Raw genomic sequence first — 12,007 nt, 5'->3', positions numbered from 1 at the left:
GCCGGCGGTGCCGTGGGGCGAGCTCGAGCTCGTCGCCGTGCCCGCCGACACCCAAGGCCTCGACGCCGCGCTCGAGGAGGCCGCGGCCGCGCACCCCGGCGCCGACGGCTTCGTCGTGACCGGCGCGGGCGGCAGGCCGAGGGACCGGCCCACGGTGCTGCCCGACGGGCGGCCGGTGTTCTTCCCCGAGCGCGACGGGGAGGTGCGCCTCCACCGCGACGGCACCCAGCGCGCCGCCGACGGCCGGTTCTAGCCGCCCTAGAGCCCGGGCGGGGACCCGGCGTCCGCGGTGGCACAATGGGTGGCCATGGAGCAGGTGCACCTCCTTCTCGGCGACAGCGACTTCCTCGTGGAGCGCGCCCGCAGCCGGGTCGTCGACGAGATCCGCGCGGACCGCGAGGACGTCGCCGTGACGACGATGAACGCCGCCGAGCTCACCCCCTCGGAGCTGCTTGAGGTGCTCAGCCCCTCCCTGTTCGGGGAGGACCGCATCGCGGTCATCCGCCACGCCGAGGCCGCCGGCAAGGAACCCGCCGGGCTCGTGCTCCAGGCCGCGGCCGACCCGGGGCCCGGGATCTACCTCCTCGTCGAGCACACCGGCGGCGGGCGCGCGAAGCAGCTCGCCGGGCGGCTGAAGAAGATCGCGGCGGTGCACGACGCGGCCCCGCCCACCCAGCGCGAGCTGCCCTCCTGGGTGGCCGCGGAGTTCCGGGCGCGCGGCCAGCGCGTCACCCCCGACGTCGTCCACGCCCTCCTCGAGGGCGTCGGCTCCGATCTTCGGGAGCTCGCCTCCGCGGTGGAGCAGCTCGTCGCCGACGCCGACGGGGAGATCACTACCGCCACGGTGAAGGCCTACTACTCGGGCGTGGCGGAGGTGAGCAGCTTCGACGTCGCCGACTGGGCGGTCACCGGGCAGACGACCCGCGCCGTGTCCGCCGCGAGGCGCGCCATCCAGCTGGGCATGAGCCCCGTGGCGCTCGCCGCGGCGCTCGCGAACAAGGTCGGCATGATCGCCCGCCTCTACTCGACGACCGGCCGGGTCAACGCCCGGGAGCTCGCCGGGAGCCTCGGGGCGCACCCGTTCGTCGTGGAGAAGACCGCGAAGATCGCGCGCCGCTGGACCGGGGACTCGGTGAGCCGCGCCGTCATCCTCGTCGCGGACCTCGACGCGGCGGTCAAGGGGCAGGGCGGCGACCCGGCCTTCGAGGTCGAGTCGGCGGTTAACCGCATCAGCCGGCTCGCCGGTTAGACTTGGGCGCCATGACCAACTCCGAGGTACCCGAGGACGTCGCCGAGTTCGCCGGCCGGCTCTTCGACATGGCGCGCGAGGGGGATCTCGCGCTGGTGGACTACGTCGATAACGGCGTGGCCGTGAACCTCACCAACCAGGACGGCAACAGCCTCCTCATGCTCGCCGCGTACAAGGGCCACGCCGAGCTCACCCGGGAGCTCGCCCGGCGCGGCGCGGACGTCGACCAGCTCAACGGGCGCGGCCAGTCGCCGCTGGCGGGCGCGATCTTCAAGAAGGAGGACGAGGTCATCGACGTCCTCCTCGAGGCGGGCGCCGACGCGAACGCCGGGCACCCCACCGCCATCGAGAGCGCGAAGCTCTTCGGCCGCGAGGACCTGCTGGACCGCCTGTCGTGAGCCCGGCCGCGCTCGCCGGCATCGCCGGGCTCAACCTCTTAGGATCAGCCTCGCCGGGGCCGGACGTGCTGCTCGCCACGCGGGTCGCGACGAAGTCGAGGAAGCACGCCTACTTCACCATCGCCGGCACCCACATCGGGGTGCTGCTGTGGACGACGCTCACGGTCGTCGGGGCGGCGGCGCTGTTTACCGCCTACCCGGAGATCGTCAGCATCGTCAGCCTCGTGGGCGGCGCGTTTATCGCGCTCATGGGCCGCGGGATGCTGCTCTCCGGGCTGAAGCAGCGCAGCAACCCGGAGCTGCGCAACCTGTCTGCGAGCGAGCAGCTCGGCACCCCGTGGCACTGCCTGCGCATCGGGCTCGCGACGAACCTCGCGAACCCGAAGATCGTGCTGTTCCAGGCGGCGCTCATCGCGCCGGCGCTGCCGCCCTCGCCCGCGCCGGCGGACGCGGCGCTCATCATCGCGGCGCTGTGGCTGCCCTCGATCGCGCTGTTCACGGCGTTCGCGACGGTGGTGTCGTCGAACGCGGTGCGCCGCCGGCTCATCAACGCCGGGCCGTATATCGACATCGGCGCGGGCCTGTTTTTCATCGTCGCGGGCGCGATCATCGCCGTCGTCGGCGTCGTGGAGCTCGCCGCCGAGTATCTCTAAAAATCGCCGAGTACCTCTAGAAACCAGAAGCGCTCGATAGATCCCCCGCGCCCCGCCTCCCGGGGCCGGGGGATTCTTCCTTCTCGTGGAAGGCGCAGCGAAAAGCGCCCCGCCGGCCTCCCGGTGGGGGAGGGGCGGGGCGCTGTTCTCGGTGGCCTCTCGGGCTGCTCGCTAGTCGAGCTTGTTGAGGGCCGCGGCCATCCGGGACTTCTTGTTCGCCGCGTTGTTGCGGTGGAAGACGCCCTTGGAGACGGACTTGTCGAGCGCGCGGGACGCGACGCGCAGCTGCGCCTCGGCGGCCTGCTTGTCGCCGGCCTCGACGGCCTCGCGGAACTTGCGGATCTGGGTGCGCACCGCGGAGCGCACCGCCTTGTTGCGGCGGCGGGCCTTCTCGTTGGTGAGGACGCGCTTCTTCTTCGACTTGATGTTCGGCATGGTCTCGATACCTCTTGGCTTCGATAGACAGCTGGTTACGGCTGCCGCCCGGCGATCTCCCGGCGCGGGCCCCGCGCGTGACGTCGCGCGGGGCGGGCGCGCCTCGGCGCCGGAATTCTGGCGGACCCAAGGTCCTGACCGCCTCGTCCGACGCGCCGGCGGGCAACTCGAGACATCTTAGCGTGCCCGGCGCGGCCGCGGAAACCGCGCGGCGGGGCGGGGTGGTGGGTTAGCTCCAGCCGTAGGAGGAGCGCAGCTTCGTGGCGACGCGCTCGAAGCGGGGCCTGGGGAAGGTCACGCCCTGGCGGCGGATGCCCAGCTGGGAGACCTCGAGCACCCGGTCGAGGCGCAGCCAGCAGGGTCGGCCGGACTCGTCCCACTCGCCGGCGCCGATGTCGAGCCAGTGGGGCTCCTCGGCGTGCGTCGGGTTGGGGGAGATGAGCAGCCCCAGCACGGTGGTGCGGTTGTGGCCGATGACGAGGATCGCGCGGTCGCGCAGCGGGGCGTCGGGCCCGTCGCAGGGCGCCCAGATCCACACGACCTCACCGGGCTCGGGCTGGCCGTCCATGTCGGGCGCGTAGTAGATGCTGCGCTGCGTGTCCAGGGTGCTGTGGATGGCGATGGGGGAGTGCTCCCGCTCGCGGGCCTCGTCGGAGTCGGCGCGGAACCCGAGGCGCGAGTTGAGTCGGCGCAGGCCGGCCTGCATGGGCGGGACGTCGCTGCCCGGCAGGAGGTTCTTGACGAACTCCAGGACGGGGCGCTCGCGGGTCTTCTTCGCCATGTCGGCCTCGCAGGTGTCGGCGTGGTGCGGGAGGTATTCGCTGGCTTAAGAGTATAGCGGCGCCTCGGCTAGGATGGTCAAGCGTTTAGGAAGCACGGGGAAGGACCTGACGGAAGCGATATGTCGAGCAGTTTCGCGGAGGAGACGTTCACGGATCCCGCCCGGATCCGGAACTTCTGCATCATTGCGCACATCGATCACGGCAAGTCGACTCTTGCGGACCGGATCCTGCAGCTCTCCAAGGTCGTCGACGACCGCGACATGCGCGATCAGTACCTCGACAACATGGACATCGAGCGCGAGCGGGGCATCACCATCAAGGCGCAGAACGTGCGCCTGCCGTGGGTGCCGCGCAGCGGCGCCGCGAAGGGCGAGGAGATCGTCCTGCAGATGATCGACACGCCCGGCCACGTGGACTTCACCTACGAGGTCTCCCGGGCGCTCGCCGCGTGCGAGGGCGCGATCCTGCTCGTCGACGCGGCCCAGGGCATCGAGGCGCAGACGCTCGCGAACCTCTACATGGCCATCGACAAGGACTTAGAGATCATCCCGGTCCTCAACAAGATCGACCTGCCGGCCGCGGACCCCGACAAGTACGCCGCGGAGATCGCCGGGATCATCGGCTGCGACGAGGACGAGGTGCTGCGCGTCTCGGGGAAGACGGGCGAGGGCGTGCCCGAGCTCCTCGACCGGCTCTGCGAGAAGGTGCCCGCCCCGGTGAGCGAGGCCGGCGCGGACGCCCCGCCGCGCGCGATGGTCTTCGACTCGGTCTACGACACCTACCGCGGCGTGGTGACCTATATCCGCATGATCGACGGGCAGCTGCGCCCCCACGAGAAGGCGAAGATGATGGCCACCGGCTCCACCCTCGAGCTGCTCGAGGTGGGCATCGTCTCCCCGACGCCGAAGAAGTGCAAGGGCCTAGGCCCCGGCGAGGTCGGCTACCTCATCACCGGCGTGAAGGACGTCCGCGAGACGAAGGTCGGCGACACCGTCACCTGGGCGACCAACGGCGCGGAGGAGGCGCTCACCGGCTACGCGGACCCCGCGCCGATGGTGTTCTCCGGGCTGTTTCCCATCTCCCAGGAGGACTTCCCGGCGCTGCGCGACGCGCTGGAGAAGCTCCAGCTCAACGACGCGTCGTTGAGCTTCGAGCCGGAGACCTCCGTCGCGCTGGGCTTCGGCTTCCGCTGCGGGTTCTTAGGCCTCCTCCACTTAGAGATCACCCGCGCGCGCCTCGAGCGCGAGTTCGGGCTCGACCTTATTGCCACCGCCCCGTCGGTGACGTACACGGTCACCGCGGAGGACGGCTCGGTCATCGCGGTGCACAACCCCTCCGACTGGCCCGAGGGCAAGCCCGCGAAGGTCGAGGAGCCGATCGTCGACCTCACCGTCATCGTGCCCGCCGACTACGTCGGCCCGACGATGGAGTTGTGCCAGTCGCGGCGCGGGCAGATGAAGAACATGGACTACCTCTCCGAGGACCGCGTCGAGCTGCGCTACATCATGCCGCTCGGCGAGATCATCTTCGACTTCTTCGACACGCTGAAGTCCCGCACCCGCGGCTACGCGTCGCTCAACTACGAGGAGATCGGCGTGCAGGAGGCCGACCTCGTCAAGGTCGACATCCTCCTCCAGGGCGACCCGGTGGACGCGTTCTCCGCGATCGTCCACCGCGACAACGCCCAGTGGTACGGCCACAAGATGACCAAGAAGCTCAAGGAGCTCATCCCCCGCCAGCAGTTCGAGGTGCCCGTCCAGGCGGCGATCGGCTCGAAGATCATCTCCAGGGAGAACATCCGCGCGGTGCGCAAGGACGTGCTCTCCAAGTGCTACGGCGGCGACATCTCCCGCAAGCGCAAGCTGCTCGAGAAGCAGAAGGCCGGCAAGAAGCGCATGAAGGCCATCGGCTCGGTGACCGTCCCGCAGGAGGCGTTCGTCGCGGCGCTCTCCACCGACGAGGACTAGGCGGCCGCGACCACGGCGGGGCACCGGCCCCGCCGGGAGCCCCGCCACGCGACGCCCCGCCCCGCCCGATGAGGTGGGGCTTTCCTCTTGACCGTGGCGGGCCTCTTGGTGCGCGTCTAGCATGGCGGCCGTCATCGCCCCGGGCCCCGGGCCAGCGCCGGGCGCGCGGGGATGCACGATGCTCACCAAGGCGAAACCGAGCGCGATCGTCCAAGCGATCGACCAAGGAGGTATGTGGCGATGAGTTCCCTCAAGCCCGTCTACACCGGCAAGGCCACCGCGACCGGCGGGGGCCGCGACGGCCACGTCGTCACCGACGACAAGCGCATCGACCTGGACGTGCGCCGCCCCGAGGAGATGGGCGGCGACGGCCAGGGCACCAACCCCGAGCAGCTCGTCGGCGCCGGCTGGGCCGCGTGCTTCAACGGCGCGGTGCACGCGATCCTCGACCAGGAGAAGATCAGCGTCTCCCGCGACCCCGAGGTCGAGGTGCTTGCCACGATCAACAAGTCCGACTCCGGCATGGTCATCACCGCGGACATCACCGCGACGTTCTTCGACCTCGACCAGGAGCAGGCCGACGACGTCGTGAGCAAGGCCCACGATATGTGCCCCTACTCCAACGCGATGAAGACGGTCGACACGACCGTCACCGCGAAGGTCGCGTAAAACCAACGTGCACCGCGCTCGGCGCGGCCCGCCCGGACACCAACATCCCCGGGCGGGCCGCGCCGCGGCGTATCTGGACCCCGCCATGCCGCCATGGCGGCGCGGGGAGCGGCCTAGAGATACACATGAGCCCACGCTCCCGCGTGGGCTCATGGAGTCGGTGCCCGGAGGAAATATTTCAGCCTCTGGCTCCCGATAACAGAAGTTAGCGTGCAAAAGTTGTGGGGACAATGCTCAGCGCACTGTGGGGCCGAGGCGCGTTCGGGGCCCGGGGCCTGCGGGCCAGCGCCGGCGGGAATCTCGCCGGCCTGCGCATTCTGTAGCCTCGGTGGACGCGGCGCGAACCCCCAAAGACGCGCACGAGCCCGCGCTCGCGCGCGGGCTCGTGGAGTTGGTGCCCGGAAGAAATGTTTTCGGCCTCTGGCTTCCAGTTCGGAAACTAGCACGACAATGTTTCGCCGGCAATATTTATTCCGGGGCCGTTCGTGCAGGTGAGCGCTCGGGCCCGAACCTCGCCGATGGTCAGCGGCAGGACGCCTCCTGGGCGGGGTGCGTCTCGGACGCCTCGGCGGCCTGGTCGCGGCGCTGGACGCGCAACCAGGTGACGAAACCCCAGATGACGAACGCCGCGTAGACGATGTAGAGCGCCGCGCTGGGGTAGTAGCCGGCGGCGAGCAACAGAGGCACCCCGGCGACGTCGACGCCGATCCAGATGAGCCAGAACTCCGTCCAACCCTTCGCCATCCCAAACGTCGCGAGCAGCGAGCCGGTGAAGATCCACGCGTCCGCGAGCGGGCCCCACGAGCCGAGCGCGTCGAAGATCCACGTGCACAGCGCCGTCCCGAGGATCGCGACGACGACCATGCCGACCCGCTCCCGGGCGCTCGCCCAGTGGGGCTGCACGGCCTCGCGGGTCTCCGCGGGCTCGGAGACGATCGAGCGGCTCGGGTCGGTGCCCTCGGGCTCGCGCACCCCGCGGTCGCGGGCGCGCCGCCACGTCACCCAGCCGTAGACGCTGACGATGAGGAACATGACCTGCCGGCCGGCCTGCCCGTAGAGGTCGAGGTTCTGCGGGGTGTTGAACACCCCGCCGAGGAACACGGTGAAGAGCAGCACGTTGCCGACGATGCCCACCGGCCAGGCCCACACGGAGCGGCGCATCCCGCCGATCGCGGAGGCGAGCCCGAAGCCGTTGCCGACGATCTCCCGCCAGAGGATCTCGGTGTCGCCGATCTCGATCTTGGCGTCGAGAAGTTCAGTAAAAAAGTCCACGCGGGTCTACCACTTTCATCTCTCCCATCCGGACTGTGACCGTCGGCCCCGGACTTCGACCGGGTCAGCCCCGCCGCCGGGAAACCGTCGCGGCGACGGGGGTCGCGGGCTCCGCGGGAATCATCGCTCCCGCGCTACCGCCGGTGGGGAATTCCACCCCGCCCTGAGATTTACGTCCCCGCAGTCTACGCCCCGCCTCGAGGGCCGGGCCGAAACGCCAGGGTGCGCGGGGCGGGCCCCGGGCCCGCGGGAGGCGCCGGGCAGCGGCGTCGCCGCAGCTCGGCGGGGGAGAGGAGCGGCCGGGAGGAGGGGATCGTTCCGGCCGGGAAGGATCGCGGCGCGGCCGCGCCTTAGGCGGCGGGGCCGGCGTCCGCGACCGCGGGGAGCTCCTCGCCGGGGCCGGGGTAGCTCGGCTGGGCGCCGGGACGCGTGGTGGCGAAGGCACCCACCCGGCAGGCGTGGGCCGCGGCGTCGAGGAGTCCCTCGCCCTTCTCGAGGCGCGCGGCGAGCGCCCCGGTGAACGCGTCGCCCGCGCCGGTGGTGTCCCTCACCTCGACGCTGGGGCTCGCCACGTGGGAGAGGTCGTCGCCCTCGGCGACGAGCGCGCCGCGCGGCCCCAGCGTGACGACCACCGACGCGACGCCGAGCGCGACGAGCCGCCCGGCCAGCTCCTCGGGCTCGGGTTCGCCCTCGGGGGCCTCGCCGCCGAGGATCCCCGCGGCGAGCGCGGCCTCGTGCTCGTTGACGACGAGCGGGTCGGCGGCGCGCACGGTCTCGGCGTCGAGCTCGACGACCGGCGCGAGGTTGAGCACCACCCGGCCGCGCGCGGCGCGAGCGGCCGCGGCGCTCGCGGCCGGGGGGATCTCCCCCTGGAGGAGGACGACCGCCGCCTCCTCGATCGCGGCGCGGTGCTTGTCGACTAGCGCCTCGTAGACGTCGGCGTTCGCGCCGGGCACGACGATGATCGAGTTCTCGCCCGCGTCGTCGACGGTGATGATCGCCAGGCCCGTCGGGCCCGAAACGGTCGCGACGCGGGAGAGGTCCACGCCGCCCTCGCGCAGCAGCGCGGTCGCGGCCTCGGCCTGCGGGTCGTCGCCCACCGCGCCGACGAACGAGACGGCCGCGCCCTGCAGCGCCGCGGCGAGCGCCTGGTTCGCGCCCTTGCCGCCCGGGGTGATCTCCCCGCCCGAGCCGATGAGGGTCTCGCCGGGTGAGGGATGGCGCGCCACCCGGGCGGTGAGGTCGGCGTTGATGGAGCCGACGACGACGATTCCTCCGGCCTGGGCCACGGGCCACCTTCCTTATCTGGGTTCGCGGGCGGTCTCGACGGTGACCAATGCTAGCGGCGCGGGCCCGGCGCGGCCGCCTGAAGGAGGCGGCGCGTGTACTCCGAGCCGGGGTTGGCGCACACCTCGGCGGTGGCGCCGCGCTCGACGATCTCGCCGCCTCGCACCACGGCGATCGTGTCGCACAGCGCGCGGACCGCGGCGATGTCGTGGGAGACGAACACGAGCCCGCGGCGCACGCCGGCGGCCTCGTCGAGGAGCCCAAGGATCTGCCCGCGCACCGCGAGGTCCAGCGCGGAGACCGCCTCGTCGGCAAGCAGCAGGTCCGGCTCCCCGGCGAGCGCCCGCGCGATCGCGGCGCGCTGGCGCTGCCCGCCCGAGAGCGAGCCGGGGCGATCGTCGCCGCGGCCCTCGAGGCCGACGCGGGCGAGCAGCCTCTCGGCCGTCTTTCGGCGCTCGCGCCGGGGGCCGGTCAGCGGCTCGGCGACGCTGCGCCACAGCCGCCAGCGCGGGTCGAGGGAGCCGGCCGGGTCCTGGAACACGAGCTGCGCGCGGCCGGCCACCGACACCTCCCCGACATCCGGGCGATCCAGGCCCGAGAGCAGCCGCAGAAGCGTGGTCTTCCCCGATCCGGAGGCCCCCACGATCCCGAGGCGCTCGCCTCGGCGCACCTCGAGGTCCACCCCCGAGAGCGCGGCGCGCCCGCCGAACGAGCGCGACACGCCGGAAAGACTCGCGACCGGCTCGCCGTGGGGGCGGGCGGCGGCGGGCTCCACCGGATCGAGCGCCGCCGCGAGCCGCTCAGTTGCCGGGTGGCCGGGATCCGCCAGCAGCCGCTCGGTCTCGCCGCGCTCGACGACCCGCCCGCCGTCGACGACGAGCGCGGTGGGGCAGGCCCGCCTCACGACCGAGACGTCGTGGGAGATGAGCACGAGCGCCGCGCCGCGCTCCTTAGTAAGCCGGACGAGCAGGTCGACGATCTCGTCCTCGACGACCGCGTCGAGCGCCGTCGTCGGCTCGTCGGCGAGGAGCACGTCGGGCTCCGCGGCGAGCGCCATGGCGATAAGAACGCGCTGGCGCTGCCCGCCCGACAGGGCGAAGGGATAGCGCCCGGCGGCCTCGGCGGGCAGGCCCACCTCGGCGAGCGCCTCCTCGACGCCCTTGTCGGGCAGCGAGTCGTCGCGCCGGGCGAGCGCCTCGGAGAGCTGCCCGCCGATCGTCATGAGCGGGTCGAGCGCGCTCATCGGCTCCTGGAAGACCATGGCGATGCGCCGGCCGCGCAGCCGGCGCGCCCGGCGGTCCGGCAGGCCCACGAGCTCACGGCCGGAAAGCCTCGCCGAGCCCGACACCGGCAGCGGCGCGAGCCCGAGCAGCGCGAGCGCGGTGAGCGATTTGCCCGAGCCGGACGCGCCGAGAATGCCGAGGCGTTCCCCGGGCTCGAGGGAGAAGTCGACGGGGCCGACGACGTCGCCGACGCGAAGCCCCGAGACCTCGAAGATCGGGCTCATCGCCGCCCCCTTCCCGCCGCCGGGCCGCCGGCGGCGTCGCGCAGCCCGTCGCCGAGCAGCGCCAGGCCCAGCACGGTGAGCGCGATGGCGAGCCCGGGCGCGGCCGCGAGGTGCGGCGCGGTGGCGAGGTGGTCCTGGGCGTCGTTGAGCATCCGGCCCCAGGAGGCGAGCGGCGGCGGGGTGCCCAGCCCGAGGAAGCTCAAGCCCGCCTCCGCGAGGATCGCGAGCGCGGCGGTGATGGACGCCTGGACGGCCATGAGCCCCGCGATCCCGGGGAGCACGTGGACGAGCGCGACCCGAAGCCCTGAGAGTCTGCCCGGCCGGGAGAGGCGCGCGGCGGCGACGAAGTCCTGGGAGAGGATCGCGCGCGCCCCGGCGAGCGCGACGCGCGCGAAGCTCGGCGCCCCGGCGACCCCGATCGCCACGAGCGACGTCGTCGTCGACGGCCCGGCGATCGCGGCCGCGACGATCGCCATGAGCAGCGCGGGCACCGCGACGACCAGGTCGGCGACTCCCAGCACGACGCGGCGCGCGGCACCCCCGGCCTGCGCCGCGATGAGCCCCGCGGGGATCCCCAGCGCCGCGGAGATCGCCGTCGCCCCGGCCGCCACGGCGAGGCTCACCCGCGCCCCGGCCGCGAGCCTCGAGGCGACGTCGCGGCCGAAGCGGTCGGTGCCGAGCAGGTGCTCGGCGCCGGGGCCGGCCAGCCGCGCGGCGGGCTCGGCGTGGTTGGGGTCAAAAGGCAGCCACACGGCGCTGAGCAACGCGACGGCGGCGACGGCGGCGACGATGATCGCGCCGACCCAGCCGCCCGCGGGCATGCGGCGGCGCGCGGTTGAGGTGCTCATCGGGCCCTGTCCTCCCCTCCGGTCGAGCGGGGCCTGGGGTCGGCCGCCGCGGCGGCGACGTCCGCGGCCGCGGTGATCGCGATGGTCGCGGCAACGATGATCATCACCACCGACTGCACGGTGGTGAGGTCGCGCTGGCCGACGGCGTCGACGAGCAGGCTGCCCAGCCCCGGGATGACGAACACCCGCTCGACGACGACGGCGCCCGCGACGAGCTGCGCGAGCTGCACCGCGCCGGTCGCGAGCAGCGGGCCCGCCGCCGAGCGCCACCCGTGGCGGCGAAGCGCGCCGGCGCGCGACTGGCCGAGCGCGCGGGCGGTGCGGAAGAAGTCCCGGCCCGCGACGTCGGAGAACGTGGCGCGCACGAAGCGCGTGAGGATCGCGCCCTGGACCACCGCGAGCGCCGCGACCGGCATGACGAGCCGGGAGGCGAACTCCCCGAGGCCCGCCTCGGGCGGCACCCAGCCGTTGGCGGGCAGCCAGCCCAGCCGCACCGCGAAGAGCGCGACGAGCACGATGCCGAGCAGGAAGCTCGGCACGGCGAGGCCCACCTGGCTGATGACCGCGGCGAAGCGGCCTCCTCCTCTCGGCCGGAGCGCCGCCCACGCGCCGAGCGGCAGCGCGATCGCCGCGGCGAGCAGCATCGCCAGGCCGCAGAGGATCGCGCTGACCTGCGCGCGGTCCGCGATGATCGGGGTCATGTCCTGCTCGCTGGACAGGGACACCCCGAGGTCCCCGGTGAGCAGCCCGCCCACCCAGTCGAGGTACTGGACGATGAGTGGGCGGTCGAGGCCCAGCCGCGCGGAGAGCTCCGCGACCTCCTCGTCGGTGGCGTTGACCCCGAGCGCCACCGCCGCCGGGTCGCCGGGCAGCACGCGCAGCAGCACAAACACGACGACCGAGGCGGCCGCCAGCAGCGCGGCCGCGCGGCCCAGCGCCG

At 72.9% G+C, this 12,007-nt stretch carries 12 protein-coding genes, 1 pseudogene and 1 riboswitch; of the genes and pseudogenes, 6 read left to right on the top strand and 7 right to left on the bottom strand.

Annotation, left to right across the window (positions count from 1 at the left end; all coding sequences use genetic code 11):
- The 4 genes and pseudogenes from HMPREF9719_RS02385 to HMPREF9719_RS02370 form a co-directional block, all read left to right on the top strand.
- Positions 1 to 253: pseudogene (locus tag HMPREF9719_RS02385) on the top strand (ComEC/Rec2 family competence protein); the annotation flags it as partial.
- Between the two features lie 54 nt (positions 254 to 307).
- On the top strand, positions 308 to 1,249 hold the full coding sequence (gene holA, locus HMPREF9719_RS02380; RefSeq protein ID WP_004600371.1) for a DNA polymerase III subunit delta: 942 nt from the start codon (positions 308 to 310) through the stop codon (positions 1,247 to 1,249).
- A gap of 11 nt (positions 1,250 to 1,260) precedes the next feature.
- Positions 1,261 to 1,647, top strand: a complete 387-nt coding sequence (locus tag HMPREF9719_RS02375) for an ankyrin repeat domain-containing protein (RefSeq protein WP_004600370.1) — start codon at positions 1,261 to 1,263, stop codon at positions 1,645 to 1,647.
- Positions 1,644 to 2,300 carry a LysE family translocator gene (locus tag HMPREF9719_RS02370; protein ID WP_004600369.1) on the top strand — a complete coding sequence of 219 codons (657 nt, stop codon included), beginning with the start codon at positions 1,644 to 1,646 and terminating at the stop codon, positions 2,298 to 2,300. The genes HMPREF9719_RS02375 and HMPREF9719_RS02370 overlap by 4 nt, the downstream gene beginning before the upstream one ends.
- 171 nt (positions 2,301 to 2,471) lie before the next feature.
- Here HMPREF9719_RS02370 and rpsT read toward each other — a convergent pair whose 3' ends face one another.
- Entirely contained in the window at positions 2,472 to 2,735 is a 264-nt protein-coding gene (rpsT, locus tag HMPREF9719_RS02365; RefSeq protein ID WP_004600368.1) for a 30S ribosomal protein S20, read from the bottom strand.
- 229 nt (positions 2,736 to 2,964) lie between these two features.
- Positions 2,965 to 3,516 (bottom strand): type II toxin-antitoxin system PemK/MazF family toxin, encoded by a 552-nt coding sequence (locus tag HMPREF9719_RS02360; RefSeq protein WP_004600367.1) that lies wholly within the window; start codon positions 3,514 to 3,516, stop codon positions 2,965 to 2,967.
- A gap of 120 nt (positions 3,517 to 3,636) precedes the next feature.
- Between HMPREF9719_RS02360 and lepA the strand changes: the two genes are divergently transcribed.
- The gene (gene lepA, locus HMPREF9719_RS02355) at positions 3,637 to 5,484 is read left to right on the top strand and encodes a translation elongation factor 4 (protein ID WP_004600366.1); all 1,848 of its coding nucleotides are present in this window, start codon (positions 3,637 to 3,639) and stop codon (positions 5,482 to 5,484) included.
- A 240-nt stretch (positions 5,485 to 5,724) separates the two neighbouring features.
- Positions 5,725 to 6,153, top strand: a complete 429-nt coding sequence (locus tag HMPREF9719_RS02350) for an Ohr family peroxiredoxin (protein WP_004600365.1) — start codon at positions 5,725 to 5,727, stop codon at positions 6,151 to 6,153.
- A gap of 522 nt (positions 6,154 to 6,675) precedes the next feature.
- Here HMPREF9719_RS02350 and HMPREF9719_RS02345 read toward each other — a convergent pair.
- The 5 genes from HMPREF9719_RS02345 to HMPREF9719_RS02325 form a co-directional block, all read right to left on the bottom strand.
- A complete protein-coding gene (locus HMPREF9719_RS02345) occupies positions 6,676 to 7,425 on the bottom strand; it encodes a nicotinamide mononucleotide transporter family protein (protein WP_004600364.1) in 750 nt (249 codons plus the stop codon).
- Positions 7,426 to 7,437: 12 nt separating this feature from the next.
- A riboswitch (FMN riboswitch) is annotated at positions 7,438 to 7,600 on the bottom strand.
- Positions 7,601 to 7,775: 175 nt separating this feature from the next.
- The gene (locus HMPREF9719_RS02340; RefSeq protein WP_004600363.1) at positions 7,776 to 8,714 is read right to left on the bottom strand and encodes a ribokinase; all 939 of its coding nucleotides are present in this window, start codon (positions 8,712 to 8,714) and stop codon (positions 7,776 to 7,778) included.
- 50 nt (positions 8,715 to 8,764) lie between these two features.
- Positions 8,765 to 10,219 carry an ATP-binding cassette domain-containing protein gene (locus tag HMPREF9719_RS02335; protein WP_004600362.1) on the bottom strand — a complete coding sequence of 485 codons (1,455 nt, stop codon included), beginning with the start codon at positions 10,217 to 10,219 and terminating at the stop codon, positions 8,765 to 8,767.
- The gene (locus HMPREF9719_RS02330) at positions 10,216 to 11,067 is read right to left on the bottom strand and encodes an ABC transporter permease (protein WP_004600361.1); all 852 of its coding nucleotides are present in this window, start codon (positions 11,065 to 11,067) and stop codon (positions 10,216 to 10,218) included. Before HMPREF9719_RS02330 ends, HMPREF9719_RS02335 begins: the two co-directional genes overlap by 4 nt.
- Positions 11,064 to 12,002, bottom strand: coding sequence for an ABC transporter permease (locus HMPREF9719_RS02325; protein WP_038075184.1), 939 nt, complete (start codon positions 12,000 to 12,002; stop codon positions 11,064 to 11,066). The genes HMPREF9719_RS02330 and HMPREF9719_RS02325 overlap by 4 nt, the downstream gene beginning before the upstream one ends.
- Positions 12,003 to 12,007: the final 5 nt, after the last annotated feature.

It is taken from the genome of Corynebacterium otitidis ATCC 51513 (genome assembly GCF_000296405.1).
Lineage (GTDB): Bacteria > Actinomycetota > Actinomycetes > Mycobacteriales > Mycobacteriaceae > Corynebacterium > Corynebacterium otitidis.
This window is presented reverse-complemented; position numbering and strand designations above follow the sequence as displayed.

Excerpts from the sequence above, each read along its gene's own strand:
- holA (WP_004600371.1), top strand. The coding sequence starts at position 308 with ATGGAGCAGGTGCACCTCCTTCTCGGCGACAGCGACTTCCTCGTGGAG.
- HMPREF9719_RS02375 (WP_004600370.1), top strand. The coding sequence starts at position 1,261 with ATGACCAACTCCGAGGTACCCGAGGACGTCGCCGAGTTCGCCGGCCGG.
- rpsT (WP_004600368.1), bottom strand. The coding sequence starts at position 2,735 with ATGCCGAACATCAAGTCGAAGAAGAAGCGCGTCCTCACCAACGAGAAG.
- HMPREF9719_RS02360 (WP_004600367.1), bottom strand. The coding sequence starts at position 3,516 with ATGGCGAAGAAGACCCGCGAGCGCCCCGTCCTGGAGTTCGTCAAGAAC.
- lepA (WP_004600366.1), top strand. The coding sequence starts at position 3,637 with ATGTCGAGCAGTTTCGCGGAGGAGACGTTCACGGATCCCGCCCGGATC.
- HMPREF9719_RS02350 (WP_004600365.1), top strand. The coding sequence starts at position 5,725 with ATGAGTTCCCTCAAGCCCGTCTACACCGGCAAGGCCACCGCGACCGGC.
- HMPREF9719_RS02335 (WP_004600362.1), bottom strand. The coding sequence starts at position 10,219 with ATGAGCCCGATCTTCGAGGTCTCGGGGCTTCGCGTCGGCGACGTCGTC.
- HMPREF9719_RS02330 (WP_004600361.1), bottom strand. The coding sequence starts at position 11,067 with ATGAGCACCTCAACCGCGCGCCGCCGCATGCCCGCGGGCGGCTGGGTC.